General features: G+C 54.0%; 23 protein-coding genes. 10 read left to right on the top strand and 13 right to left on the bottom strand.

Annotated elements, in window-relative coordinates; genetic code table 11:
• Positions 1-105 precede the first annotated feature (105 nt).
• From artJ (I6N93_RS09300) to artP, 5 genes are all read right to left on the bottom strand, one after another.
• Positions 106-840 carry an arginine ABC transporter substrate-binding protein gene (gene artJ, locus I6N93_RS09300; RefSeq protein ID WP_085684587.1) on the bottom strand — a complete coding sequence of 245 codons (735 nt, stop codon included), beginning with the start codon at positions 838-840 and terminating at the stop codon, positions 106-108.
• 257 nt (positions 841-1,097) lie between these two features.
• On the bottom strand, positions 1,098-1,769 hold the full coding sequence (artM, locus tag I6N93_RS09295; protein WP_085684585.1) for an arginine ABC transporter permease ArtM: 672 nt from the start codon (positions 1,767-1,769) through the stop codon (positions 1,098-1,100).
• On the bottom strand, positions 1,769-2,485 hold the full coding sequence (artQ, locus tag I6N93_RS09290; protein ID WP_085684583.1) for an arginine ABC transporter permease ArtQ: 717 nt from the start codon (positions 2,483-2,485) through the stop codon (positions 1,769-1,771). Before artQ ends, artM begins: the two co-directional genes overlap by 1 nt.
• Positions 2,486-2,496: 11 nt before the next feature.
• A complete protein-coding gene (gene artJ, locus I6N93_RS09285) occupies positions 2,497-3,228 on the bottom strand; it encodes an arginine ABC transporter substrate-binding protein (protein ID WP_085684581.1) in 732 nt (243 codons plus the stop codon).
• A gap of 17 nt (positions 3,229-3,245) precedes the next feature.
• Entirely contained in the window at positions 3,246-3,974 is a 729-nt protein-coding gene (gene artP / locus I6N93_RS09280; protein ID WP_176222513.1) for an arginine ABC transporter ATP-binding protein ArtP, read from the bottom strand.
• Positions 3,975-4,330: 356 nt separating this feature from the next.
• On the opposite strand from artP, the gene I6N93_RS09275 reads away from it, so the two are divergent.
• Positions 4,331-4,654 (top strand): heavy metal-binding domain-containing protein, encoded by a 324-nt coding sequence (locus I6N93_RS09275; protein ID WP_085652308.1) that lies wholly within the window; start codon positions 4,331-4,333, stop codon positions 4,652-4,654.
• Between the two features lie 13 nt (positions 4,655-4,667).
• On the top strand, positions 4,668-5,510 hold the full coding sequence (locus tag I6N93_RS09270; protein ID WP_085684577.1) for an N-acetylmuramoyl-L-alanine amidase: 843 nt from the start codon (positions 4,668-4,670) through the stop codon (positions 5,508-5,510).
• Positions 5,511-5,535: 25 nt separating this feature from the next.
• On the opposite strand, the gene I6N93_RS09265 is transcribed toward I6N93_RS09270, so the two are convergent.
• Complete coding sequence (locus I6N93_RS09265) at positions 5,536-6,438, bottom strand: lysine exporter LysO family protein (RefSeq protein ID WP_085684575.1); 903 nt, start codon at positions 6,436-6,438, stop codon at positions 5,536-5,538.
• A 170-nt stretch (positions 6,439-6,608) separates the two neighbouring features.
• Between I6N93_RS09265 and I6N93_RS09260 the strand changes: the two genes are divergently transcribed.
• Together I6N93_RS09260 and I6N93_RS17350 are read left to right on the top strand one after the other, a co-directional pair.
• Positions 6,609-7,325 (top strand): DUF2813 domain-containing protein, encoded by a 717-nt coding sequence (locus I6N93_RS09260; RefSeq protein WP_085684573.1) that lies wholly within the window; start codon positions 6,609-6,611, stop codon positions 7,323-7,325.
• Between the two features lie 924 nt (positions 7,326-8,249).
• On the top strand, positions 8,250-8,375 hold the full coding sequence (locus I6N93_RS17350; RefSeq protein ID WP_254900106.1) for a hypothetical protein: 126 nt from the start codon (positions 8,250-8,252) through the stop codon (positions 8,373-8,375).
• A 131-nt stretch (positions 8,376-8,506) separates the two neighbouring features.
• On the opposite strand, the gene cspD is transcribed toward I6N93_RS17350, so the two are convergent.
• The gene (gene cspD / locus I6N93_RS09255) at positions 8,507-8,728 is read right to left on the bottom strand and encodes a cold shock-like protein CspD (RefSeq protein WP_085684569.1); all 222 of its coding nucleotides are present in this window, start codon (positions 8,726-8,728) and stop codon (positions 8,507-8,509) included.
• 324 nt (positions 8,729-9,052) lie between these two features.
• Between cspD and clpS the strand changes: the two genes are divergently transcribed.
• Together clpS and clpA are read left to right on the top strand one after the other, a co-directional pair.
• Positions 9,053-9,373 carry an ATP-dependent Clp protease adapter ClpS gene (gene clpS / locus I6N93_RS09250; RefSeq protein ID WP_085684567.1) on the top strand — a complete coding sequence of 107 codons (321 nt, stop codon included), beginning with the start codon at positions 9,053-9,055 and terminating at the stop codon, positions 9,371-9,373.
• Positions 9,374-9,403: 30 nt separating this feature from the next.
• A complete protein-coding gene (clpA, locus tag I6N93_RS09245; protein ID WP_085684565.1) occupies positions 9,404-11,677 on the top strand; it encodes an ATP-dependent Clp protease ATP-binding subunit ClpA in 2,274 nt (757 codons plus the stop codon).
• Positions 11,678-11,786: 109 nt separating this feature from the next.
• Here clpA and treA read toward each other — a convergent pair whose 3' ends face one another.
• The 6 genes from treA to trxB all read right to left on the bottom strand — a co-directional run bounded on the left by treA (position 11,787) and on the right by trxB (position 19,413).
• On the bottom strand, positions 11,787-13,409 hold the full coding sequence (gene treA, locus I6N93_RS09240) for an alpha,alpha-trehalase TreA (RefSeq protein WP_085684563.1): 1,623 nt from the start codon (positions 13,407-13,409) through the stop codon (positions 11,787-11,789).
• Positions 13,410-13,680: 271 nt separating this feature from the next.
• A complete protein-coding gene (infA, locus tag I6N93_RS09235) occupies positions 13,681-13,899 on the bottom strand; it encodes a translation initiation factor IF-1 (protein WP_002211347.1) in 219 nt (72 codons plus the stop codon).
• Between the two features lie 122 nt (positions 13,900-14,021).
• Positions 14,022-14,720: a leucyl/phenylalanyl-tRNA--protein transferase gene (gene aat / locus I6N93_RS09230; RefSeq protein WP_085684562.1), complete on the bottom strand. Its 699-nt coding sequence runs from the start codon at positions 14,718-14,720 to the stop codon at positions 14,022-14,024.
• Positions 14,721-14,732: 12 nt separating this feature from the next.
• Complete coding sequence (gene cydC / locus I6N93_RS09225; protein WP_085684560.1) at positions 14,733-16,472, bottom strand: heme ABC transporter ATP-binding protein/permease CydC; 1,740 nt, start codon at positions 16,470-16,472, stop codon at positions 14,733-14,735.
• Position 16,473: 1 nt separating this feature from the next.
• Entirely contained in the window at positions 16,474-18,240 is a 1,767-nt protein-coding gene (gene cydD, locus I6N93_RS09220; protein ID WP_085684558.1) for a heme ABC transporter permease/ATP-binding protein CydD, read from the bottom strand.
• Positions 18,241-18,453: 213 nt separating this feature from the next.
• Positions 18,454-19,413, bottom strand: coding sequence for a thioredoxin-disulfide reductase (gene trxB, locus I6N93_RS09215; protein ID WP_085684556.1), 960 nt, complete (start codon positions 19,411-19,413; stop codon positions 18,454-18,456).
• A 521-nt stretch (positions 19,414-19,934) separates the two neighbouring features.
• Between trxB and lrp the strand changes: the two genes are divergently transcribed.
• From lrp to I6N93_RS09195, 4 genes are all read left to right on the top strand, one after another.
• Entirely contained in the window at positions 19,935-20,429 is a 495-nt protein-coding gene (lrp, locus tag I6N93_RS09210; RefSeq protein WP_011094192.1) for a leucine-responsive transcriptional regulator Lrp, read from the top strand.
• A gap of 117 nt (positions 20,430-20,546) precedes the next feature.
• Entirely contained in the window at positions 20,547-23,837 is a 3,291-nt protein-coding gene (locus I6N93_RS09205) for a DNA translocase FtsK 4TM domain-containing protein (RefSeq protein ID WP_085684554.1), read from the top strand.
• 170 nt (positions 23,838-24,007) lie between these two features.
• Positions 24,008-24,622, top strand: coding sequence for an outer membrane lipoprotein chaperone LolA (lolA, locus tag I6N93_RS09200; protein ID WP_373853583.1), 615 nt, complete (start codon positions 24,008-24,010; stop codon positions 24,620-24,622).
• Between the two features lie 7 nt (positions 24,623-24,629).
• On the top strand, positions 24,630-25,973 hold the full coding sequence (locus tag I6N93_RS09195) for a replication-associated recombination protein A (protein WP_085684552.1): 1,344 nt from the start codon (positions 24,630-24,632) through the stop codon (positions 25,971-25,973).
• The last annotated feature ends 57 nt before the right edge of the window (positions 25,974-26,030 follow it).

Below are 26,030 nucleotides of genomic sequence, written 5' to 3'. Positions count from 1 at the left end.
GTTCTCGCGGGTGAACCAGGGGTTAAACGCGAGCGGGGAGTCAGCATCGGGGAGGGGGTTAACACGGGCCGCTGTGCAGCCCGTTTCTGATAGTGTTTCTTCGACTTACTGCGCGGGGAACCACTTATCGCTAATCGTTTTATAAGTGCCGTTCGCCTTCACCTCGCTCAGCGCCTGATTCAATTTCGCCAGCAGGGCGGTGTTATCCGGACGTACGGCAATCCCCAGACCGATGCCGAAGTAGGCCGGGTCGGTGATTTTTTCACCCACAGTCCCCAGTTCAGGATTGTTTTTCAGCCATTCATTGACGACCGCGGTATCACCGAACACCCCATCAATACGGCCGTTTTTAAGATCGATGATGGCGTTTTGGTAGCTATCGTAAGACACCGTCTGTATCTCAGGATGCTTCTCGTTGAGGTATTTCTGATGAGTGGTGCCGTTTTCCATACCGATACGCTTGCCCTTGAGATCGGCAAATGTAGCGAATTTCCCTTTCTGCGAGATCACAATGGCGGAGTTGGCATAGTAAGGCTGTGTAAAAGCGACCTGCTTGCTGCGTTCCGGCGTGATGTCCATACCGGAAATGACAGCGTCGTAACGACGGAATTTCAGTGCCGGGATGAGGCTGTCAAAAGCCTGATTAGTAAAGGTGCACGTGGCCTTCATCTGGTCGCACATGGCCTTGGCCAGATCGATATCGAAGCCGGCAATCTGATTATTCGCATCCATAAATTCAAACGGCGGATAGGTAGCCGAAGAGGCAAACCGAATGCTGTCTGCGGCCGCAGCGCCAAAGGTCATTCCAGCCAACAGCGTGGCAAGTACCCATTTCTTCATTGTGTTCACTCCAGATAACGGTTTTAGACGAAAATCACGATTCGCCTTAGAGGCTCACCTTGCCATTGGGTGAATTTTTATGCAAACAAAATAACTACAAATTCACTAATGAGAAAGAGAGTTTGACGGTATTACTGGATGGAACGCTAATATGAAAGGACTTTTTCCGATCAGCGACGCATCCCAATCATCACAGGTTGCGTACTCAACTGCATAAAAAAATGGGAGAGGCGGCTCTCCCGGGCTGGCAGATCACGTCACGCATCGTGATTTTCAAAGGCCAGAGCCCTGCGTTCGACCATCCGCAGAATTAACGTTAGCAGACCATTGACACAAAGGTAAACGATCCCGGCGGCACCGAACACCAGGACGTCGTATGTGCGGCCGTACAGCTGTTGTCCATAGCCCATTACATCCATCAGCGTAATGGTGTAGGCGAGGGACGTCCCCTTAAACACCAGCACGACTTCGTTCGAGTAGGAAGATAGCGCGCGTTTGAAGGCGAAAGGCAACAAAATGCGTAGCGTCTGGCGTTTGTTCATCCCCAAGGCCGCGCAGGATTGCCACTGACCGTCCGGAATGGCTCGCACCGCGCCGTAAAACAGCTGGGTGGTGTAGGCGGCACTGTTAAGCGCCAGCGCGATCATGGCGCATAGCCACGGCTGAGAGAACAACGACCACAGCCAGGTGATCTGCTTGATGGCGTCAAACTGGCCTGGACCGTAATAGATCAGGAAAATCTGCACCAGCAGCGGGGTGCCGGTAAACAGCGTGATGTAAGCGCGGGACAGCGTAGAGAGCAGCGGCGTCTTTAGCGTCAGCACCACAGTCAAGAGCAACGATAAAAACAGCGCTACAATGAGCGCGGCGACCGTCAGCGTGATGCTGGTGTGCAGGCCCTTGAGCAGTTCGGGAATATAATCAAGCATCAGGAGGGCCTCCGTTCGAAGCGAGTCGTGCGGGTTTCAATACGTTTGAGGACCCATTGGCTCAACAGGGTTATCACCAGATAAATGGCCGCAGCCATCATGTACCAGGTAAAAGGCTCCTGCGTGCGCGTGGCAATACTTTTGGTCTGCAACATAAGGTCGTTGACGCTGATCAGCGATACCAGCGCCGTATCTTTCAGCAGCACCAGCCACTGGTTTCCCAGTCCCGGCAGTGCATGGCGCCACATCTGCGGCATGATCAGACGACGGAAGATCGCGCCTTTTGTCATCCCCAACGCTTGTCCGGATTCCCACTGACCGCGCGGGACCGATTTCAGCGCGCCGCGCAATGTCTGTGACGCATAGGCGGCGTACAGCAGGGCCAGTGCGATAACGCCGCACACGAACGGGTTGACTTCGAAGGTCTCGATATTCAGCTGGATCGGGATTTGGAACAGATACAGGTTGATCGTGAATCCGTCCGCCAACATCAGCAGCAGTTGCGAAGAGCCGAAGTAGATAAAAAGCACCACCAGAATTTCCGGCAGGCCGCGAAGCAATGTGACTATCGCGGTGCCGCAGGCGCTAACGATTTTCCAGCGCGCCGTTTCCCACAGGGCAAACAACATCGCCAAAATCAGGCCTAACAACAAAGCGCAAAGGGCAAGACCGACGGTCATTCCGGCGGCGCTGGCTAAAGGGTGTAATTCAATCATCGCGTATCAGACTATTGCTGGAACCATTTTTGATAGAGGGCCTGGTAAGTCCCGTCCTGTTTGATGCTGTTCAGCGCGTCGTTGAATTTTTGCAGCAGCGCATCGTTATGCAAACGGACGGCGATGCCCAGACCGGCGCCAAAGTAAGCTTTGTTCGTCACTTTTTCGCCGACAACGGCCAGATTCGGATTCTGCTTCAGCCATTCGTTGACCACGGCAGTGTCCCCAAAGATGGCGGAAACGCGTCCATTTTTTAAATCCAGCGCCGCATTCTGGTAGCTGTCGTAAGGCACGGCGGTAATGTCCTGGCGCATATCCATGAGGTATTTCTGATGAGTGGTGCCATTTTGCACGCCGACGCGTCTGCCGTTCAGTGCTGAGACATCCATTATGCTGTCTTTCGGAGCGATGAACAGGGCGGAGTTGTCATAGTAAGGCTGGGTAAAGCTGACCTGGCGCTGGCGTTCGGGCGTGATATCCATACCGGTGATGACGGCATCGAAGCGGCGGAATTTCAGCCCCGGGATTAGGCTGTCGAACGACTGATTATTGAAGGTACAGGTCACTGCCATTTTCTGACACAGCGCCTTAGCCAGATCAATATCAAATCCCTGAATCTGATTGTCGGCATCGACGAATTCAAAGGGAGGATAAGATGCTTCAGTCGCAAAACGCAGGACATCTGCTGCGCTGGCTGTCATGCTCGCTCCGGCAAGCAGCGCGGCAACAAGGACCTTTTTCATATAACTTTCCTGAATCATCAGTGTGATAAGTAGCTGGCAAACTCACGGGTTTGCGGCTGGGCGAAGTGCGTAGCGTCGCCGTGTTCCACAACGCGTCCGTCCTCCATATACACCATGCGGCTAGCGGTTTTACGCGCGAAATCCACCTCGTGGGTAACGATGACCTGGGTGATGCCTGTTTGGCTCAGCTCTTGAATGATACCCACGACCTGAGCCGTGATTTCTGGATCGAGCGCCGCCGTCGGCTCATCAAACAGCAGAACCTGCGGTTCCATCATCAACGCGCGCGCAATCGCAACACGCTGCTGCTGGCCGCCGGAAAGATGCAGCGGATAGCGATCGGCGAAGTCGTTCAGGCGCAGACGTTTCAGTAGTTTTTCAGCGCGGGCGTGAGCCTCCTGACGACCTAAACCCAGCACGCGGCAAGGCGCTTCGACCAGGTTCTGCTGCACCGTGAGGTGCGGCCACAGGTTATATTGCTGAAAAACCATCCCGACATTTTGCCGGAGTACGCGAATGGCGTCATCGTCCGGCGTGTGATTGAAGTTGAACTGGTTACCGGCGATAGACAGCGAACCGGAACGCGGCATCTCCAGCAAGTTAAGCACTCGCAGAAGGGAGCTTTTTCCCGCGCCGCTGGGGCCCAACAGGACCAGCGTTTCTCCGACCGGGCAGTTTAGGGAGACATTGAACAGCGCCTGATGCGCGCCGTAGAAACAGTTAATGCTGTTTAGTTGAATACTCATGCGCAAAAATTGAATAGACATTGATGCCGCGAATGGTACCGTTGGCAGAATAGTTATGCAATCATCACGGGTTAAAATTTGCAAACAGGCGCTTTAGAGTCATTTTATAGCATAAAATAACGATATCTCGTCTTCATCGCCTGATTTCTCAGGTGAGAAACTCGCCAAATTAACCATTCTTCATCGTCTGCAGTTTTCTCAATGGGAAAATCGTTATGAATCCGCCGGAGGTTTCAGCACATTAGCGGGCTATACTTTCTCCGGGTCAGCGCCGTCTGCGTCCTCTTTCGATGTGGCCGCGCGAACACGGTATTGAAGTATCTGATGACTCATCCGCATTCTTCAAGGAGATGGCTATGCAACTGTCTACAACCCCTACACTCGAAGGTTTTGTGATTACGGAGTACTGCGGCGTGGTCGCAGGCGAGGCGATCCTCGGCGCAAATATTTTCCGCGATTTCTTTGCCGGGATCCGGGATATCGTCGGCGGCCGTTCAGGCGCTTACGAGAAAGAGCTGCGGCGCGCGCGCCAGATTGCGTTTAAAGAGCTGGAAGAGCAGGCAGCGGAACTGGGCGCCAATGCCGTGGTGGGCATCGACATTGATTATGAAACCGTGGGAAAGGACAGCAGTATGCTGATGGTTACCATCAGCGGCACCGCCGTCAAGATCAGCCGCTAGCGGTCGTAGGCTCATGCGCGACGTGCTGTTTTTCGGGCTACTGGCGCTGTTGGCAGGATGCCAAGCGCCGGTCACGACCGTGCCCGCTTCGATCATTGGCAACAACTACCGGCTGTATACGGCGGATGTTTCGCGCAATCAGACTTCCCGCGTCAGACTGCTGGTCATTCACTATACGGCGGAAGATTTCGGGAACTCGCTGCGCCTCCTGATGCGGGGCGAAGTCAGCGCGCACTATTTGATACCGGAAAAGCCGCCGCTGAGCGCGTGGCGCCCCGTAGCGTGGCAGTTGGTGCCGGAGTCTCAGGCCGCGTGGCATGCTGGGGTCAGCTATTGGCGTGGCTCGGTTCAACTGAATTCCGTCTCCGTGGGTATTGAGCTGGAGAATCAGGGTTATCGCTGCCCGCTGTTGGGGGGATGTCGTTGGGCGCCGTATTCGCCGGAGCAGGTGACTCTGCTGGCGCATCTGGCTCGCGATATTCTGCAACGTCATCAGATTGCGCCTCAGAATGTGGTAGCCCATAGCGACATCGCGCCGCAAAGAAAGGTTGACCCGGGACCGTTATTCCCGTGGAAGCAGCTGGCGGACGCCGGTATCGGCGCCTGGCCTGATGCGGATCGGATACGGCTTTATCTTGGGGGCCGCGCGCCGAATGAACCCGTCTCTCCCCGCTTGCTGCTGGATAAACTGGCTCGCTATGGCTACGAGGTCAGTGCTTCGATGACGGCGCAACAGCAGCAGCGCGTGATCGCGGCATTCCAGATGCATTTCCGCCCCCGGCGCTATGACGGTTTTGCCGATGCGGAAACCGAGGCTATCGTGGATTCGCTGCTGGAGAAATACGGGGGGCAGTAGCGGGGGTTTTACCCGCGACGTTGGCTCAGGCGACGAATAGCGCGATCAGGACTGGCGAGAGCAGGCTCAGTATGAAACCGTGCACGATGGCGGGCGGAACCATGTCGACGCCGCCGCTGCGTTGCAGCACCGGCAGGGTAAAGTCCATCGAGGTGGCACCGCACAGGCCAAGCGCGCTGGCGCGTCGAGAGCGAATCAGACTGGGAATGAGCGTGATGGCAATCAGTTCTCGCGCCAGATCGTTAAAGAAGGCCGCGCTGCCGATGACCGGACCGTAGGCGTTGGTCATCAGGATGCCAGACAGCGAGTACCAACCGTAGCCGGAAGCCATCGCCAGACCGGTTTTTAAAGGCAGGTCGAGCAGCAGCGAGGCCAGTGCGCCGCCGCACAACGCGCTGACGGCCACGACGACGGCGATGATCGTGCCGCGGCGATTGAGAACGATCTGTCGCAAGGTCATGCCGCTGTTGCGCAGTTGGATCCCGACGAGACACAACAGCACAAGCAATGCGTATTCTCCGCCTGAGGCCGCGAATTTCAATGGGGGCCATTGGCTCAGCCCCAACAGGAATCCCACCAACACCACGCCGCAAAGCTGTAACGATTCCAACATCATTTTTAGCCGAGATGGAAGCGCGTCGTGGGATACCGTCGTGGCCTTCCAGGCGTTGCGTCTTTCCAGCAGCCGCAGCGCCAGCACATTCGCCGCGATAATGCAGACCGTGCTGACGGCGGCATATTGCAGTACGGCCATTAGGTTGCTGCCCAGATTTTCAAGAAACGCGAGGCTAATGCCCATCAGGAATAAGATGACATAGACCATCCAGCTCAGTAGCCGGTTCACCCCTTGCAGCAACGTTTTGTTGCGCACAGGAATCAGATAGCCGAGTACCAGCGGCAGCAGAATAATCAATAATCCTGAATACATGATGAAGATTTTCCTTGGGACAGTGGCGCGGTTCGGCTGGTGTGATAAGTTGTAATTATGTGATTTTAAATAAAAAACAAAATCAGGTAAAGCAATGAGCGTTGGCAGGACTTGACCCTTCGGCGCTTTGTCTCCATGTTGGTAATGACGTAGCCCACGAGGAGCGGCGGATGTATCTGGAACGGGTTGATATTGATGGTTTCCAGGGGATTAACCGACTGTCTCTGGTGCTGGATGAGAATACGGTCCTGATTGGCGAGAATGCCTGGGGGAAATCCAGCTTGCTCGACGCGCTCTCTCTGCTGCTGTCGCCCGCACCGCCGCTATATTGTTTCCAGTCGGATGATTTTCATTTTATCCCAGGAGAGGAAAGCCGCCGCGAAAAGCATCTTCAGGTCGTGTTCACCTTTCTCGAAACCGATGTCGGACACCATCAGTCCGCGCGCTACCGTAAGCTGTTGCCTTTGTTTATTCACGGCAATGATCGCCTGAAGCCGTTGCTCAGGTTCGCTCAGCGTATGGGCATTGAGTGGCATGTGTTGGTTGATGGCGATGATGCGGGTAAAAAGTATGCCGCGACGACCCGCAGTCTGCTGTTGGATCAGCACGAACGCGATCATTTGACGATGCTGCCAGCGCGAGATATGGAATATTTTATGTACAAGAGCGGCTTTGCGCAGGTTTACCACCGCGTAGCCCAGTTGCCGGACAATGTGCCGCTGTCGCCGCCCAAAATCATCAGCAAGGCCATTCACCGGACCTCCAAGCCGGATCTCGCGATAGAAGTTGCTATGGATGCGGCGGCAAGAGGCGAAGAGGCGATTCCACCGCTGATCCGTCATATGTTTGCGCGTGTGCTTTGGCTGGCGCGGGGAAGGGCTGATTAGCGGATATCGATGACAATGGGACCTGCCGGCCTGGGCGGTTGACTGGCTTTCATCTCGTAATGAAACCTTTATTTTATGATTAATCCCTATTTTATTAGGTTGAAATTCACCAAGATTCAATTAATCGTTATTTCACCTCAAAAAACAATGAAATTTTTACAGAGTAAGGGAAAATCACCATATTCGCGCCGCCATTTATTGTTTCTGACTTATATGAAACATCGATTTCACCACGGCAAAAAATAAGAATATATTTTTAATGGAAAATGCAAAGTCGATACTCTCCTTCTGACCTATCTTTATTTCCCGGCCAGGCATTGCCAGCCGTTTAGGTGTTTTTATTGCGGCTTTGTTATTGCTATGTTTCTCTTCGGTATTTATTAAAAACGAAGTGCCCGACATTTACTAAGACTGTATTATTACTAAAAGCCCGTTGGTTATTGCAGATGCCGATATTTATCGTGGTAAATGACGAATGATATATAGCATTACGATCTGCTCTGCGGGTGTTGAGTATAATTATAAAAAATGAAGAGCATGCCTCAAAGATAGATATCATGTTTTTGGATGACTCGCGCGGCAATTACACGACGGATATCGTCATCTCGTCCGAGCATCCTGAGCTGGCGACGCTGACTCTGGGATTGGATAAATTGAATAACTGAATTATCGCCGCCAGTGGGCTTATCGGCGCTCTGCTTATTCTGGCTGTTCTGTCCTTTAATAACGGCGTAAAATTTTTTCGTGCTGGCCGTAAAGCGAAATGCCTGTCGGAATTAACACTCGTTCCAATAGAGCTCGGCGACATCAGAATATCGTTTTTCATGCGCGTTCAGCCATATACTATATCGGCGAAGATAAAAAAAAATCAAACTGGCCAGTCTGATAAAGTGAAATGAACAGCCTATTTATCTGGATGACAGCATGAAACAGGCGTGGGCAGTATTATTGAAAGATGCCAACATTCCTGTTTTGCTGGATGATTGTTTGATGCGTCTTGATCTGAGCGATGCAGAACGTGAATCTTTTCGCATCGCATTCGAACGCTGAAAGCGCCATTATCTGAGTGACACGATTGTCGTGTTAATGAACCTGCGTGCTAGATAAGAAAAAAGGCTGGCCACCTCGGTAACCCGCCTTTTGGACAAATTCAACATCAACGCGCACTACATGGCCAGCCCTCAGGCCACCGGCGCATTGACTAACGGCACGATCAGACTGGCATGATTGCCTTTTGGTCCCTGATGCACACTATAATTAACCACCTGGCCGGCTTTCAGAGTGCGGTAGCCGTCCATCTGAATGGTCGAATAGTGTGCGAAAATGTCTTCCCCTCCGCCCTCAGGGCAAATAAAACCAAAGCCTTTGGCGTTATTGAACCATTTAACAGTACCCGTCTCCATACATCTCCATCCTTCGTAAGCGTATTTTACGGTGGGGTTATTGGTTAAGGTAAAATCAAATTGATTAAAAGATCATCAATAAACCTAAGACTCTATTAAAATCGCCCGGGCCGTCAAGCGCGATGAATTGAGCGGTGCGATGGCTTCGTTAAACTTTGATATGGGTAACGGAATGAATGAGAAGATTACGCCTATCGCAGAAATGGGTTGATGTCATTTTGTTGCCGGGTGATTTTGATCCGGCAATGGTAAAATAAAAAATAGACGTGCTACTGTTAAGTACAGTGGGCCAGGGCAAGATGACAGTTAAGATTTGGAAAAATGATGGGAAATCATAGTACGTGGTCGCACACTGAGGGCCAAACCAAGGCTCGCCATGCCGAAGCATTGCAGCCACCCTCCATGTATAACGTTGTGCTCAATAACGACAATTATACGCCGATGGAATTTGTTATTGACGTACTGCAAAAGTTCTTTTCTTATGATATCGAACGTGCAACGCAACTGATGCTTACGGTTCATTATCAGGGAAAGGCCATCTGTGGCGTATACAGCGCCGAAGTGGCGGAAACCAAAGTCGATCAGGTTAATCGTTATGCCAAAGATAACGAGCATCCGTTGCTCTGTACGCTGGAAAAAGCCTGATTTAAGGCAATATATTGGGGGAGGTGTTTAATGCTCAATCAAGAACTGGAACTCAGTCTCAACATGGCTTTCGCCAGAGCGCGTGAGCACCGACACGAGTTTATGACCGTGGAGCATTTGCTGCTGGCTTTGCTCAGCAATACCTCCGCACGTGAAGCATTGGACGCATGCACAGTCGATCTGGATGCTTTACGTCAGGAACTGGAAACCTTCATTGAACAGACGACGCCAACGCTGCCTGAGAGTGAAGCAGAACGCGATACGCAGCCGACGCTGAGCTTTCAACGCGTGCTGCAGCGTGCGGTGTTCCACGTACAGTCCTCCGGACACAGCGAAGTCTCCGGCGCCAATGTGTTGGTCGCCATCTTCAGCGAACAGGAATCCCAGGCTGCCTATCTATTGCGTAAGCACGATGTCAGCCGCCTTGATGTGGTGAATTTTATTTCCCATGGTACGCGTAAAGAAGAGTCCGGGCCGTCGGTCAGCCAGGAAAATCCGGTTAACGAAGAGCAGGCTGGAGGGGAGGAGCGTATGGAGAATTTCACCACCAACCTTAATCAACTGGCCCGCGTCGGCGGCATTGACCCGCTCATTGGTCGCGAACGCGAACTGGAACGCACGGTTCAGGTGCTCTGTCGCCGCCGTAAAAACAACCCGCTGCTGGTCGGTGAATCCGGCGTAGGTAAAACGGCCATCGCTGAAGGTCTGGCCTGGCGTATCGTTAAGGGCGATGTCCCTGAAGTGATCGCCGACTGCACCATTTACTCCCTGGATATCGGCTCGCTGCTGGCGGGCACCAAATATCGCGGTGATTTCGAGAAACGCTTCAAAGCGCTCTTGAAACAGCTGGAGCAGGATCAAACGAGCATTCTGTTTATAGATGAAATTCACACCATCATCGGCGCAGGAGCGGCCTCGGGCGGTCAGGTTGATGCGGCTAACCTGATCAAGCCACTGCTGTCGAGTGGTAAAATCCGCGTGATCGGCTCGACGACTTATCAGGAGTTCAGCAATATCTTCGAAAAGGATCGGGCGCTGGCGCGTCGCTTCCAGAAGATCGATATCACTGAACCGAGCGTTGAAGAGACCGTGCAAATTATCAATGGTCTGAAACCAAAATATGAGGCCCACCACGACGTGCGTTATACCGCGAAAGCCGTGCGCGCGGCCGTTGAGCTGGCGGTGAAATATATCAATGACCGCCATCTGCCGGACAAAGCGATCGACGTGATCGATGAAGCCGGCGCGCGTAGTCGACTCATGCCGGTAAGCAAACGCAAGAAAACGGTCAACGTGGCGGATATTGAGTCTGTGGTGGCGCGTATTGCGCGTATTCCCGAAAAGAGCGTTTCCGCCAGCGACCGCGATGTGCTGAAAAACCTTGGCGACCGCCTGAAAATGCTGGTGTTCGGCCAGGATAAAGCTATCGAAGCGCTGACCGAGGCGATCAAGATGAGCCGCGCGGGGCTGGGTCATGAACGCAAACCGGTCGGTTCGTTCCTGTTTGCTGGCCCGACAGGGGTGGGTAAAACCGAAGTCACAGTGCAATTAGCGAAAGCCATGGACATCGAGCTGCTGCGCTTCGATATGTCCGAGTATATGGAGCGCCACACGGTGAGCCGTCTGATCGGCGCGCCTCCGGGCTATGTCGGGTACGATCAGGGCGGGCTGCTGACGGATGCGGTGATCAAACATCCGCATGCCGTTCTGTTGCTCGATGAGATAGAGAAAGCGCATCCGGATGTGTTTAACCTGTTACTGCAGGTGATGGATAACGGAACCTTGACCGACAACAACGGCCGTAAGGCCGACTTCCGTAATGTCATTCTGGTGATGACCACCAACGCAGGGATCAGGGAAACTCAGCGCAAATCCATTGGGCTGATTCAGCAGGATAACAGCAGCGATGCGATGGAAGAGATCAAGAAAGTGTTTACGCCGGAATTCCGTAACCGTCTGGATGGCATCATTTGGTTCAACCATCTCTCGACCGAAGTGATTCAGCAGGTGGTGGATAAATTCATCGTTGAATTGCAGGCGCAGCTGGATGCCAAAGGCGTGTCGCTGGAAGTCAGCGAAGATGCACGCGACTGGCTGGCAGAGAAAGGCTACGACAAGGCGATGGGTGCGCGTCCGATGGCGCGAATTATTCAGGAAAACCTCAAGAAACCGCTGGCCAACGAGCTGCTGTTTGGCTCGCTGGTAGAAGGGGGATCTGTCACGGTAGAACTGGATACCGTGACTCAGCAGCTGAGCTATAGCTTCCATAGCGCTCAGAAACGCAAAACCGAGGGCGCGGTATAGTCTTAACCACGCTCCGGTTTCCCTAACGTCAAGGGCATCCTTATGGATGCCCTTATTTTTTATGAGATAAGTTGAGTAGTTTAATCGAAAGCCAGAAAAGCCGGGCGTTTTACTTGTCTCTCTGCTGGGGCGGATAGAGACTCAACAGCTTTAGGGTCACGCCATTGGTCCAGCCAAACCCGTCCTGCAGTTCGTATTCGCCGCCGCCGCCGCCGCCGAGTTCGCCGGTTTCAACTGCGTATTTCTCTACCAGCTTATGCTCGCGTTCATAGGTATGCTGAACGCTGTTGAGAAAACGGACCGCAATTTCTTCAGCGAGCGCCTCTTGCTGATAATAGCGTAACCCTTCCACCGCAACCCACTGTAGTGGTGCCCAGGCATTCGGCGCATCCCACTGCTGGTGAGAGTGCACCGTGGTCGTGACCATGCCGCCTTCTTGCACCAACTCGTTACGGACCGCCTGGGTAGTCTCGTCGGCGTAATTTTGCGGGGCGGCCTGAACATACAGCGGAAACAGTGTCGCCGCCGTCAATTGTTGGCTCACTTTACCCTGACGCCAATCGTAATCCGCGTAGTAGCGCTTTCCAGCGTTCCAAAAGTAGCGATTCAGCGCCTGTTTGCGCTTGTCGGCACGGAGGGCGTAACGATCGGCATCGGCCATGTTGTTGGCTAAACGACTGGCTTTCGCTAGCGCCATTTCATTGTGATAGAGCATCGCATTCAGGTCTACCGGCAGAATGTCGGTAGTGTGAATCGTCGACAGCTTCATTGGATCTTTCAGCCAGCGTGAACTGAAATCCCAACCGGAGGCGGCTCCTGCACGCAGGTCGCGGTATAGCTGAGAACGCTCGCTTTCCGGCACCTGACTGGCGGTGGTGACGTCGTCGAGCCAAGACTCTGTCCTCGGCACGTTGCGGTCGTCCCAGTAGCGGTTCAGTACATCGTCACCAAGGCGAACCGCTCGTTTGTCCACCTGTCCAGGCTGCAGACTGTTTTCGCCGTCCATCCAGTACTGATATTCCCGCTGCATCTGTGGCAGATAGGTGACCAGCAGATTGTCGCCGTCGTGCTTCGCCAGCAGCTCTACCATTTTGGTGAAGAAAGGAGGCTGCGAACGGCTCAGATAATAGGTGCGATTCCCGTTGGGAATGTGTCCGTAACGGTCTATCTGAAAGGCAAAGTTTTGCACCATGTTGCGGATGAGATCCCACTGCTCGCTCTCGGCGAGGCCCAACATGGTGAAATAGCTGTCCCAGTAATAGACTTCGCGGAAACGTCCGCCCGGCACAACGTAAGCGTTGGGCAGCGGAAGGAGCGAGTCCCAGCGGGTGATGTCAGGTGTGCTGCGGGTGAGGTGCGGCCACAGGTCAATGATATGCTCCCGCAGCGTCTGGCCGCCCGGTGGGATATAACCTTTACCATCCGCTGGAATAATGAAGTTGTGTCGCACGAAATGCTGCAGATCAAAGTTGTCTAGCCGACGCTGCATGTAGTAATCCGCCATGATGGCCGATGGCGAGTACCGGGGAACCGCGTCAACAAACGTTTTTTGATCCGGAAACATCTTCGCTTTCTGCACCGCTTCGAAAAGCGGTCCCATCGTGATATCCGGCGGAGCCGTGACGATACGTTGCGGCTGTGGGGTTTCTGCGTGAGCGTGCTTCATCACCAGAACGGGGAAAGCCAGAATTGTGGTTATCTGTAAAATAATCAAAAACGGATATGTCCTCATCGCCTGGAGGGTTAACAGCGCTGGTTTTACTCCCCTATTATGATCAAGTTGAGCAATAAAAAAGCAACAATTTTGTAAATATTGCTCAGTGCAATTATCTTAGGATAAATGGGTAGATGAGGTGTTAACCGAAGAGCGATCTGTAGAAAGGGTCACAACTTGTAATGATATAAATGTGAAGGCGAGCACAAAAACAAAAGCCCTGACCGCAAGCGGAAAGGGCAGGAGGGCGAACATCTTCGTGGGATCGCGTTAAGCGATGGCGGGCCTGTTAGCGGCTACGGAAGACAATGCGGCCTTTGCTCAGGTCGTACGGGGTCAGCTCCACTGTGACTTTGTCACCCGTCAGGATGCGGATATAGTTTTTACGCATTTTACCGGAGATATGAGCGGTAACCACGTGCCCGTTTTCCAATTCAACGCGGAACATGGTGTTGGGCAGCGTATCAAGTACGGTGCCTTGCATTTCAATATTGTCTTCTTTGGCCATCGAATCCTCTAGGTTTAACTACCTTAGTTTTTAACCGGCAAGATAATGCCGAAAAACCCACATTATGTAAAGAAGCGTCGCTACTCGGCGCTTGATTAATTCGTTATGGGCGGGTCATTTGATTAGGCGAGCGGCAGAGTTTGTTTCTGCCAGCACGTTTCACCCAGCGTCGCGGGACGCAGCCGGGAAAGGTGTTGCATGAACTCCCGGCGCGGTATTTCAGTGGCTCCCAGCGATGCCGTGTGCTCATTCAGTATTTGGCAGTCAATCAGCTGGCCACCGTGGCGGACAAAGTGACGCAAAAACGCCAGTAAACCGCATTTCGAGGCATTGTCCGCCCGGCTAAACATGGACTCGCCGCAGAACAACGCGCCCTGCGAAATGCCGTACAGACCGCCGATCAGCCTATCATTATGCCACACTTCCACCGAATGCGCCTGTCCTGCCTGATGCAGCTGGCAAAAAGCGTCAATAATGTCATCGTCGATCCAGGTGCCTTCTTCACGTTCGGTGGCGCAGGCAGTGATGACATCGGAGAAGGCCTGATTCAGCGTTACGCGATACTCAGTCCTGCGGATAAATTTTTTCATGCTGCGACTGAGGTGAAACGCATCGGGAAACAGGACGGCGCGCGGGTCGGGCGTCCACCATAGGATCGGATCACCCTCGGAGTACCAAGGGAAGATGCCGTGCTGATAGGCGACCATCAGTCGTGACGGTGCCAGATCGCCCCCAAATGCTAGCAGACCGTTAGGATCGTTCAACGCCATTTCCGGATCGGGAAACTGCATGGAAAAGGGTGAAAGCTCAAACAGCTGCATATCTGGCCTCGCCTAAAGATGTTGATGAAACTGCCAGTATCGGCCTTGCTGCGCCATAAGCGTCTGATGATCACCCTGTTCGATGAGCTGACCGCCGTCCATGATGTACAGACGGTCCATACTTTCTAAACCGCACAGACGGTGAGTAATCACCAATAAGGTTTTATTTTTGCAATGTTCACGCAGAAGCTGAAGCATTCGCTGTTCCGTTTCGGCATCCAGTCCTTCAGTGGGTTCGTCCAGCAGAATTAGCGGCGCAGAATGTAGTAGCGCACGTGCCAGACCTATCCGGCGCTGTTCGCCTCCGGACAGTTGACGGCCGCCTTCCCCCAGCCAGGCATTCAGTCCCTCTTGCTCCAGCAGATTAGACAACCCTACTCGTTGCAGGATGTGAGCTAGCTCCTCGTCACCGGCCTGCGGAGCGGCCAGCCGCAGGTTCTCACGCAGTGTATCGCTGAAAAGATGTATCCGTTGAGGTACGACGCTCATCATGCTGCGCAGGTTCTCTTCGGACCAGGTCGATAATGGCGAGCCGTTAAGGCTGATCTCGCCTTTGGTACTGTCCCAGGCGCGGGTGATCAATTGTAACAATGTTGATTTACCGCAACCGGTTTTGCCTAAAAGAGCAATGTGCTCGCCGGGTTGGAGGCTTAGCGAAATATGCTGCAGCCCCGGCTGGGGCTGATCCGGATAGGTGAAACTCACATTGTTTAACGTCAACGCGGCCTGAGAGGATGGGGCGGGCCCTTCGTCAGCGAAGATGACCGCAGGCGTCAGTTTCATCAATTGGTCGACTCGAACGGCGGAGGCGGCGACCTGGCCGATATGTTGGAAAGCGTTGGCCACCGGCCCCAAGGCTTCGAAGGCCGCCAGCGACGCAAAAATAAACAAAGCGATTAGCGCGTCCGGCTGCGTGTCGCCGCCGACGCCGTTGGCCGCCATCCACAGGATCAGCGTGACGGTGAGTCCGCTGCTCAGAATGATAAGGGATTGCGACAGTGCGCTGAGCGTCGCCTGCTGGCGTTGCCGTAATAACCAGCGGTTTTCCAGTTGATCCAGTCGATGACGGAAGGAGACTAACGAGCCAAAAATTGTCAGTTCAGCCTGCCCCAGCAGCCAGGTGGTTAACTGCAGACGATATTGCGCGCGTAACTGCGTCATTTCCTCGCCGATAGGCTGGCCCGAGCGGTAAAAGAGCGGCGGCATGATGACCAAAAGCAGCAGCATGCTGGTCGCCAGTGTCATCGCTAACGTGCTATCCAACCAGCTAAGACCGAAGGCCACGACCACGATAACCGATAGGGCGCTGACCAGCGGGGAGATAACGCGCAGATACAAATGGTCCAGCGTATCGACATCCGCCACCAGACGGTTGAGCAAATCTGCCTGCCTGAAACGGCTGAGTCTGCCGGGAGAAAGCGGCAGAATACGGCTGAAGGTAAAAACACGCAGATGTAGTAGCACGCGGAAGGTGGCGTCGTGACTGACCAGTCGTTCGAAGTAGCGGCTCGCGGTGCGCATAATCGCCGCACCGCGGACACCAGCGGCGGGCAACATGTAGTTGAAGGTATAAAGCCCGGCGAGTCCGGCCAGCGCCGAGCCGGCCAGGAACCAACCCGAGAGCGTGAGTAATCCGATACTGGCGAGTAGGGTGAAAATGGCCAGCACCACGCCCAGACTCAGTCGCCAAAAGTAGCGGCGATAAAGCCCTAGAAATGGCATCAATACCTGGAAGACCTGTGTTTTCTTCATCTCAGAGTTCTCCCCGGCGCTGTGTCATCAATTCGGTAAAGGGCCCCGGCGTCACGCTAAGCTCACTGAAACGACCTTGCTGCACCAGACGGCCCGCCGCCATCACCCACACCTCATCATAACTACGGGCTTCGTCGAGCTGATGAGTAATTAATAGCGTTGTCTGTCTCGCGGAGGCCATGCTCAGTGCTTTCATCACCCGCTGTTCGCTATGCGCGTCCAGGCTCGCCGTAGGTTCGTCCAGCAACAGCAAATGGCTGGGATGAATCAGGGCTCTTGCCACCGCTACACGCTGTGCCTGTCCGACCGACAGACGCGCTGCGCCATCGCCCAGGACCGTTTCCAGCCCCAATGGGAGAGAAGGCAGAAATTCGTGAATATAAGCGCGTTCTACCGCTTCCTGAAGCCTCTGCTCGTCTGCTTCAGGATCACCCAGCAGGATATTCTGTCGCAGCGTCTGTTCCGGCAGATGCGGATTCTGACCGACCCAGCTCAGCTGTTTACGCCATGCCGCAGGGGCAATGGTGCTTAGCTCGACGTTATTGACGGTCAGAGATCCTTGATAAGGCAGGAATCCTAACAAGACATTCAGCAGCGATGTTTTACCTGCGCCGCTGGCACCGACCAACGCCACCCGTTGTCCTGCTTCGATGGTGAATGAGAGTGGTCCGGCGAGAACGGTGCCGGCGGGGGAGAGGATCTTCAGCTCTTTGGCCACCAATTTCAGCGGTTCAAGGCTATCGAAATCCGTCTGGCCGTGACCGACTTTCTCGCCTTCTTGAGACAGGAAGGCGAACAGCGTATCCGCTGCGCCAACGGCCTGTGCCTTCGCGTGATAGAACGTGCCCAAATCGCGCAGCGGCTGGAAGAATTCCGGCGCCAGGATCAGGACCAGAAAACCGGCAAATAATGTGACGCCAGTACCGTAATGACCAAAGTTGAGTTCGCCCAGATAAGAGAATCCGAAATAGACCGCGACGATGGCGATGGATATAGAGGCGAAGAACTCCAGGACGCCGGAAGAGAGAAAGGCCATTCGCAACACTTCCATCGTGCGGTGGCGAAAATCTTCGGAGGCTTGACGGATGTGATGGGTTTCCGCCTGACCGCGGAAGAACAAGCGCAGGGTATCCAGTCCGCGTAGACGATCCAGAAAATGGCCGCTGAGGCGTTCCAACGCCAGGAAATTGCGGCGATTGGCTTCTGCTGCGCCCATACCGACCATCGCCATAAAAACAGGGATCAAGGGGGCCGTCAAAAACAGGATTAACCCCGCCGCCCAGTTGATGGGAAAGACGCAAATGAGGATTAGCAGCGGCATCAGAGCCGCTAAATACATCTGCGGCAGATAGCGGGCATAATAATCCTGCATATCGTCGACTTGCTCCAGAATCAGCGATGCCCAGCTCCCCGCCGGTTTACCCTGAATCCAGGCCGGTCCCAACTGCTGCAAGCGGTCCAGTACCATGCTGCGAATTTGTCGGCGGATGACTTCACCGCAGCGGAATCCGACGCGCTCTCGAATCCAACTCACCAAGGCTCGCAGACAAAATGTGGCAGCCAATAGCGAAAACGGTGCGATTAACTGTCCGCGTGGCGTGTGGTCGATGATGAGCGCTTGCAAGAGCGCCGCGAGTAACCAGGCTTGAGCGATGATTAGCAGGCCGCTCACCAGCCCTAACAGAAGCGAAAGGCGTAGCCAGCGTTGCGCCAACCGGCTCTGCTGTTTCAGCCAGCGGGTGAGTTCTTGTTGTCGGGTACTATTCATTAGATGCCGGTTGTCTTATGGGAGTCATGCGAAATAACGCTTGTATAACCGAGGGTTAACATTTGTTCGGGCGTTCGGTCAGATTGGCGTCATGTTACCTTGACGAAGAGGGCATGCAAACGAAAAGCGAAGGAAAATAGTGCTGGGCGATCAATTTTTACAAATCATGAAACAAAAGCCTGAGGGAGCGAAGACTCCCTCAGACGACGATGATCAGCTGTTGCCCAGACCATCCAGATAACGTTCGGCATCTAACGCCGCCATACATCCCGTACCGGCCGAGGTGATGGCCTGACGGTAGATGTGATCCATCACATCACCGGCAGCGAACACACCGGGGATACTGGTTTGAGTCGCGTTACCGTGAATGCCGGATTGAACCTTGATATAGCCGTTTTCCAGCGCGAGCTGGTCGTCGAAAATAGCGGTATTAGGACTGTGGCCAATGGCGATGAAGGCCCCGGCGACGTCGAGGGTTTCCGTAGCTTCGCTGTGGGTATCGCGCAGACGAACGCCGGTGACGCCCATCTCATCGCCCAGCACCTCATCCAAAGTACGGTCAGTGTGCAGCACGATGTTGCCGTTCGCGACTTTCTCGTTCAGGCGGTCGATCAGAATTTTTTCTGAGCGGAAAGAATCGCGGCGGTGAATCAGGTGCACTTCAGAGGCGATGTTGGACAGATACAGAGCTTCTTCTACCGCCGTGTTGCCGCCGCCGACAACGGCGACCTTCTGATTACGATAAAAGAATCCGTCGCAGGTCGCGCAGGCGGAAACGCCTTTGCCTTTGAACGCCTCTTCGGACGGCAGACCCAGATAGCGGGCGGAGGCGCCCGTGGCGATGATCAGGGCGTCGCAGCTGTATTCATCGCTGTCGCCGAACAGACGGAAAGGACGTGTCCGCAGGTCGACGCGGTTGATGTGGTCGAAGACGATTTCCGTATTGAACTTGGCGGCATGGGCGTGCATACGTTCCATTAGTGCCGGGCCGGTCAGATCATCGGCATCGCCCGGCCAGTTTTCCACTTCCGTCGTGGTGGTCAACTGACCGCCTTTTTCCATCCCGGTAATCAGCAGCGGGTTCAGGTTGGCGCGCGCAGCATAGACCGCGGCGGTATATCCGGCGGGGCCGGAGCCCAGAATCAACAGTTTGCGGTGTTTGGCTGTACCCATGAGTTCCTTAACTCCAGTGAAGGGACGATGAAGCGATTGTAAGGAAATTACCGACCTAAAAAAAGCGCAGAAGAATGTTGTTAACTATTTATCCTATAGTTAACAATCATTGAAAAAAGTGATACAGGTCTGGTGCGGGGATGTAATGCGGTAACATACGGTTGCCCTTGAAGCGCTAAAACGCTGCCTGATACCTGTTGGGGATTTGAATCTGGCAGTTTCTTCTGATTTTAATTGTTTTGCTTTGACAATCGGCTGCGCTTTTGCGAAAACATCCTATGAAGAGGAAATTTTTTGTATGTGAATAGTTGAATGCTCGGCCTTTTATCCGTTTTTGCATTGTTTAATTGACAGGCGACAGCATAGCTCATGCACCTGTTTGTCGCACGCGATAGACGGAATAAACAGACGTGACTTTTGATGTACAAAATAGACAGGGGTCTTCTTTAGGGGCAACTCTAGCACATTGATGTGGGCTGGAGAGAGCGATGAGCAGGGAAGAGTGAAGAGAGACAATAATAATGGTAGACACAAAAAAACGTCCGGGAAAAGATCTTGATCGTATCGATCGCAATATCCTGAACGAATTGCAAAAAGATGGTCGTATCTCCAACGTGGAGCTTTCCAAGCGGGTTGGACTATCTCCCACGCCGTGCTTGGAACGCGTTCGACGTCTGGAACGACAGGGTTTTATCAATGGCTATACGGCGTTACTGAATCCGCATTATCTGGATGCTTCGCTTTTGGTCTTCGTCGAAATTACACTAAACCGTGGCGCGCCGGATGTCTTTGAGCAGTTCAATACCGCAGTACAGAAGCTGGAAGAAATTCAGGAGTGTCATCTGGTTTCCGGGGATTTTGACTATCTGCTAAAAACCCGCGTGCCGGACATGTCTGCCTACCGTAAACTGCTGGGGGAAACGCTGCTGCGTCTGCCTGGCGTTAACGACACCCGCACCTATGTGGTGATGGAAGAAGTTAAGCAGAGCAACCGGCTGGTCATCAAGACACGCTGACGGTATGGGTGCAAAGCCCGGTAAATTTAGCTACACTCCTGTGAATTTATACAGCTACAGCGCCGGGACTTTCTCGGCGTTTTGTCATGACTCCTTTACCGAAACCTGGAGAGACGCTTGAGCCAGGAATATACTGAAGATAAAGAAATTACGCTGGAAAAACTCAGCGCTGGGCGACGTTTGATTGAGGCGTTGCTGGTTACTGCTGGGCTGTTCGCCTGTTACCTGGCCGCTGCGTTGCTGAGTTTCAGCCCGTCCGACCCTAGCTGGTCTCAGACTGCCTGGCATGAACCCATTCACAACCTGGGCGGAGGCGTTGGCGCTTGGATGGCCGATACGCTATTTTTCGTTTTTGGCGTACTGGCTTATGCCATTCCCCCCGTGATGATCTCGCTATGCTGGCTGATTTATCGTCAGCGAAACCGTCAGTATGCACTTGACTACTTTACCTTCTCCTTACGCCTGATTGGCGCTCTGGCGCTTATCCTGACGTCGTGCGGTCTAGCCGCCGTCAACGTGGACGACCTTTATTATTTTGCCTCCGGCGGCGTGCTGGGCAGTTTGCTGAGCAGTGCCATGATCCCGCGCTTTAACAGCATCGGTTCCACGTTGATTCTGTTGTGCGTATGGGCTGCGGGTCTGACGTTATTCACCGGCTGGTCTTGGCTGGCGATTGCAGAGAAAATCGGGGCTGCGGCGATGGGCTGCCTGACTTTTTTCTCCAATCGCGGACGGCGTGATGATTATGTCGACGACGAGGACGTAGCGCGCCAGACGGAGCATGAAACCGACACCGCCGCGTCTTCAGCGTTTCGTGGACACGAGGAAGATGAAGACGATGTGTTGCTCGCAGCCCCAGCGGTTCTTACCGCTCAGTCGGCTGCAAATGAAGGACACCCATTTTCGCCGCAACCTGCCGATCCGGTAATAGGGGACGTCGCGAAGAGCATGTCTGCAAGCGCAACGGCGGCCGAAAACGTGACGGCGCCAACCACGCCGATTGACAGCCGGAAGGTCGTTACCGTCCCGATGGATATAAATAAGCCCGCCAGCGAAGTGAAAGAAAGTGAAGTGCCACCGCTGTATTCTTTTGACGTCCCTGAATTTACGGCTGCCGAGCCTTTGAGCGAAAACCCGGTACATCACGCTCCGCCAGTTGACCGAGTTCCCCCTGTGTCGTCGACGCCAGTGACGACGGTCGCAGCAACGGCAGCGGCGACCGTATCACCAAATCAGGCTGCATCTTCGTTGCCGTTTACGCCGGCATTTTCAGCCGAGGATACGAATCCGCAGATCAAGCAGGGTGTCGGCCCTGAATTGCCGCGGCCGAATCCTGTGCGTATCCCGACACGGCGCGAACTGGCTTCGTATGGTATTAAATTGCCGTCCCAGCGGCTTGCGGAGCAGCAGGAGCGAGAAGCTCAGCGTCAAGCGCAGCCGAATGGCGTTGAAGAGGCGGTCGAGCAGACTGAGGCTAACCAAGAGGACGATGCGCTGATGCATCAGTTGGCTCAGGACTTTGCAGAGCAGCAACAGGAACGTTACGGTCACGATACCTTGAATGATGGACCGGATGCGGTCTTCGCCGAGCCGATTGCTCCGTCTTACCTTCAGCCGCCGCATTCCGCTCAACCCTCTCGCTCGACTCAGGTTCCGCCGCTGGACAGCGTTTTCGCTATTTCGCCACTGGCTGATTTGGTTGACGACGCCCCAAGCGAACCGTTATTCACTTTGTCTCCGCAGCAAGAAGCGGCGGCAGCCGTCGAGCATGTCGCATCGCAAACGCCGATGACGCCTTCTGTACAACCTGCGACACCAGCACACGAAGCGCAGGACGACAAAGACGACGACGCTTCGCCGTCCATCATGGATAGCCTGATCCACCCATTCCTGATGCGCAACGACCAGCCGTTACAGAAGCCGACCACGCCATTTCCGTCTTTTGATCTGCTGACTCCACCTTCAGGTAACGATGATCCGGTGGATGATTTCGCGCTGGAACAGACAGCTAGGTTGATTGAGGCGCGTTTGGCGGATTACCGCGTCAAGGCGACGGTGGTGGGATATCACCCTGGACCGGTCATTACTCGCTTCGATCTGGATCTGGCGCCTGGCGTGAAAGCGGCCCGAATTTCTAATCTCGCGAAGGACCTGGCCCGTTCACTGTCCGTGGTGGCCGTGCGTATTGTGGAGGTCATTCCCGGCAAGCCATACGTCGGTCTGGAGTTGCCGAACAAGCGTCGACAAACCGTCTTCCTGCGGGAGGTTTTGGATTGCGACCGTTTCCGCGACAATCCTTCGCCGCTGTCGGTTGTATTAGGCAAGGATATCGCGGGTCAGCCGGTAGTGGCCGATCTGGCTAAAATGCCACACCTGCTGGTCGCAGGGACGACCGGTTCTGGCAAGTCCGTAGGCGTCAACGCCATGATTATCAGTATGTTGTACAAAGCATCCCCGCAAGATGTTCGCTTCATCATGATCGACCCGAAAATGTTGGAGCTGTCTGTTTACGAAGGTATCCCGCATCTGCTGACGGAAGTCGTGACGGACATGAAGGATGCGGCTAACGCGCTGCGTTGGTGCGTTGGCGAAATGGAGCGGCGTTATAAGCTGATGTCGGCGTTGGGCGTGCGTAACCTGAGCGGTTACAACGAACGTGTCGAGCAGGCTGAATCTATGGGACGACCCATTCCCGATCCGTTCTGGAAGCCGGGCGATAGTATGGAAATACAGCCGCCTATGCTGGAAAAACTGCCTTACATCGTGGTGATGGTGGATGAATTCGCCGATCTGATGATGGCGGTAGGTAAAAAGGTCGAAGAGCTCATCGCTCGTCTGGCGCAGAAAGCGCGTGCCGCGGGTATCCATTTGGTTCTGGCGACTCAGCGCCCGTCGGTGGATGTCATCACAGGGCTGATCAAGGCCAACATTCCCACGCGTATCGCCTTTACGGTTTCCAGTAAAATTGACTCCAGAACGATTCTCGATCAGGGCGGGGCGGAATCACTGCTGGGTATGGGCGACATGTTGTATATGGCGCCTAACTCTTCTATCCCTGTGCGTGTGCATGGTGCCTTTGTCCGGGATCAGGAAGTGCATGCCGTCGTTCAAGACTGGAAAGCGCGCGGTCGCCCTGAATACATTGACAGTATCGTCAAGGGGGGCGAAGAGGGCGAAGGCGGTAGTCTGGGTCTGGATGGGGATGAAGAGCTCGACCCGTTGTTCGACCAGGCCGTGGCCTTTGTGGTGGAAAAACGTCGCGCGTCGATTTCCGGCGTACAGCGTCAGTTCCGCATTGGCTACAACCGTGCGGCGCGTCTTGTCGAACAGATGGAGGCGCAAGGTATTGTCAGTTCCCCGGGTCATAACGGTAATCGCGAAGTTCTCGCTCCCCCGCCAATGGAGTAATACATAGGCCGAAACGGGCGTCGTCTGTGTAAAGATGAGTGAAAGCCTGACAATACAGATAAGTACAGCTGTTTCGGTTCACCTCGCTGATCTACAGTTGGGTAATATACTCGGTGGTTGTCAGTGATAGCCGCCTACCTATGCCATCAGGATAGTAAAGGGATCTTCTTATGATAAAAAAATGGTTAATGACCGGTTGTTTGCTGTCGAGTATGGTATCCAGCGCCGTATACGCAGATGCCTCCAGCGATCTGCAAAGTCGCCTGAGCAAAGTAAACAGTTTCCACGCCAGCTTTTCTCAAAAGGTCACTGGCAATGATGGTTCAGCGGTACAGGATGGTGAAGGAGAGCTGTGGGTCCAGCGCCCAAATTTGTTTAACTGGAAAACGACATCGCCTGATGAAAGCGTACTGATTTCCGACGGCAAAACGCTGTGGTTCTATAATCCGTTCGTCGAACAAGTCACGGCGACCTGGGTAAAAGATGTGACGGGAAACACGCCATTCATCCTGATTACGCGCAATAGCCCGAGCGATTGGAAAAATTATCATGTTACGCAGAAGGGCGATGACTTTGAGCTGATGCCGAAGTCCGCCGGCGGCAACCTGCGTCAATTCTCCATCAGCGTGACCAGTTCCGGCACTATCAAAGGTTTTACCGCCACCGAGCAGGACGGTCAGCGTAGTCGTTACGTCCTCAAAGATCAGCAAAACGGAGCGGTAGACGCGGAAAAATTCACCTTTACACCGCCCAAAGGGGTGGCGGTGGACGATCAACGTCAGTGAGGCGTCTGTGAGTAATCTGTCACTCGATTTTTCCCAGAATGAGTTTCAGCCACTGGCCGCACGTATGCGGCCAGTCACATTAGCGCAGTATATCGGGCAGCAGCATCTGTTAGGTCCGGGTAAACCATTACCGCGTGCGATTGAGTCCGGCCAGCTTCACTCCATGATTCTGTGGGGGCCTCCGGGAACGGGAAAAACGACGCTGGCGGAGTTGATTGGTCGTTACGGGGTTGCTGATGTGGAGCGTATTTCAGCCGTGACCTCTGGTATCAAAGAGATTCGTGAAGCGATTGAACGTGCGCGGCATAACCGCAATGCCGGACGCCGCACCATTCTGTTCGTGGACGAAGTTCACCGGTTCAATAAAAGCCAGCAGGATGCTTTTCTCCCTCATATCGAGGATGGCACGATCACCTTCATCGGCGCGACCACGGAGAATCCCTCGTTCGAGCTGAATTCCGCATTGTTATCCCGCGCCCGCGTCTATTTATTAAAAGCGCTGACGGCGGAGGATATCGAAGTTGTCTTGACCCAGGCGCTGCAGGATAGCGAGCGCGGTTTGGGAAAACAGCACATCGTCTTGCTTGACGAAACGCGCCGTCTGCTGTCTCAGCTAGTGAGCGGAGATGCCCGGCGCGCACTTAATTTGCTGGAAATGATGTCGGATATGGCGGAGGTCAATGCCGCCGGTGAGCGTCACCTGACGCCTGCCTTACTTAATGAGGTCGCCGGTGAACGCAGCGCGCGTTTTGATAATAAAGGCGACCGATATTATGACTTGATCTCCGCGTTGCATAAATCAGTACGCGGATCCGCGCCGGATGCGGCACTTTACTGGTATGCACGTATTATCACGGCGGGCGGCGACCCACTGTATGTCGCTCGACGTTTGCTGGCGATTGCATCGGAAGATGTGGGCAATGCCGATCCTCGCGGTATGCAGGTAGCGATTGCCGCGTGGGACTGTTTCACCCGTGTGGGTCCATCCGAAGGAGAAAGGGCGATCGCTCAGGCCATCGTCTATCTGGCGTGTGCGCCGAAAAGCAATGCCGTTTATACCGCATTCAAGGCGGCGATGCGTGATGCGCGTGAAAAGCCGGATTTTGATGTGCCTGACCACTTACGCAATGCGCCAACTGCACTCATGAAAGAGATGGGGCTCGGTGCTGAGTATCGTTATGCACACGATGAACCCAATGCCTATGCGGCGGGCGAGAACTATTTCCCCTCGGAAATGGCGGCCACGCAGTATTATCATCCAACCTCGCGCGGTTTAGAGGGAAAGATCGGTGAAAAGCTCGCCTGGCTGGCCTCTCAGGATCAAAATAGCCCGACAAAACGCTACCGCTAGCCTACCCGTTGCGGTAAGGTTACAGCCGATAATTTTCTGCTGCAGGGACCTTTTCAG

The sequence above is a fragment of the Lonsdalea populi genome, assembly GCF_015999465.1.
Lineage (GTDB): Bacteria > Pseudomonadota > Gammaproteobacteria > Enterobacterales > Enterobacteriaceae > Lonsdalea > Lonsdalea populi.
Note: the sequence above shows the minus strand (reverse complement) of the source record. Positions and strands in the feature narration are given on the sequence as shown.

Bases quoted from the DNA above. Each gene is read 5' to 3' on its own strand.
- artM (WP_085684585.1), bottom strand. From the start codon at position 1,769: ATGCTTGATTATATTCCCGAACTGCTCAAGGGCCTGCACACCAGCATC.
- cydD (WP_085684558.1), bottom strand. From the start codon at position 18,240: ATGAATAGTACCCGACAACAAGAACTCACCCGCTGGCTGAAACAGCAG.
- trxB (WP_085684556.1), bottom strand. From the start codon at position 19,413: ATGGGTACAGCCAAACACCGCAAACTGTTGATTCTGGGCTCCGGCCCC.
- cydC (WP_085684560.1), bottom strand. From the start codon at position 16,472: ATGAAGAAAACACAGGTCTTCCAGGTATTGATGCCATTTCTAGGGCTT.
- I6N93_RS09265 (WP_085684575.1), bottom strand. From the start codon at position 6,438: ATGTATTCAGGATTATTGATTATTCTGCTGCCGCTGGTACTCGGCTAT.
- treA (WP_085684563.1), bottom strand. From the start codon at position 13,409: ATGAGGACATATCCGTTTTTGATTATTTTACAGATAACCACAATTCTG.
- aat (WP_085684562.1), bottom strand. From the start codon at position 14,720: ATGCAGCTGTTTGAGCTTTCACCCTTTTCCATGCAGTTTCCCGATCCG.
- I6N93_RS17350 (WP_254900106.1), top strand. From the start codon at position 8,250: ATGAAACAGGCGTGGGCAGTATTATTGAAAGATGCCAACATTCCTGTT.
- I6N93_RS09260 (WP_085684573.1), top strand. From the start codon at position 6,609: ATGTATCTGGAACGGGTTGATATTGATGGTTTCCAGGGGATTAACCGA.
- I6N93_RS09275 (WP_085652308.1), top strand. From the start codon at position 4,331: ATGCAACTGTCTACAACCCCTACACTCGAAGGTTTTGTGATTACGGAG.
- cspD (WP_085684569.1), bottom strand. From the start codon at position 8,728: ATGGAGACGGGTACTGTTAAATGGTTCAATAACGCCAAAGGCTTTGGT.
- I6N93_RS09270 (WP_085684577.1), top strand. From the start codon at position 4,668: ATGCGCGACGTGCTGTTTTTCGGGCTACTGGCGCTGTTGGCAGGATGC.
- clpA (WP_085684565.1), top strand. From the start codon at position 9,404: ATGCTCAATCAAGAACTGGAACTCAGTCTCAACATGGCTTTCGCCAGA.
- clpS (WP_085684567.1), top strand. From the start codon at position 9,053: ATGGGAAATCATAGTACGTGGTCGCACACTGAGGGCCAAACCAAGGCT.
- lrp (WP_011094192.1), top strand. From the start codon at position 19,935: ATGGTAGACACAAAAAAACGTCCGGGAAAAGATCTTGATCGTATCGAT.
- artJ (WP_085684581.1), bottom strand. From the start codon at position 3,228: ATGAAAAAGGTCCTTGTTGCCGCGCTGCTTGCCGGAGCGAGCATGACA.
- artJ (WP_085684587.1), bottom strand. From the start codon at position 840: ATGAAGAAATGGGTACTTGCCACGCTGTTGGCTGGAATGACCTTTGGC.
- artP (WP_176222513.1), bottom strand. From the start codon at position 3,974: ATGAGTATTCAACTAAACAGCATTAACTGTTTCTACGGCGCGCATCAG.
- infA (WP_002211347.1), bottom strand. From the start codon at position 13,899: ATGGCCAAAGAAGACAATATTGAAATGCAAGGCACCGTACTTGATACG.
- artQ (WP_085684583.1), bottom strand. From the start codon at position 2,485: ATGATTGAATTACACCCTTTAGCCAGCGCCGCCGGAATGACCGTCGGT.
- lolA (WP_373853583.1), top strand. From the start codon at position 24,008: ATGATAAAAAAATGGTTAATGACCGGTTGTTTGCTGTCGAGTATGGTA.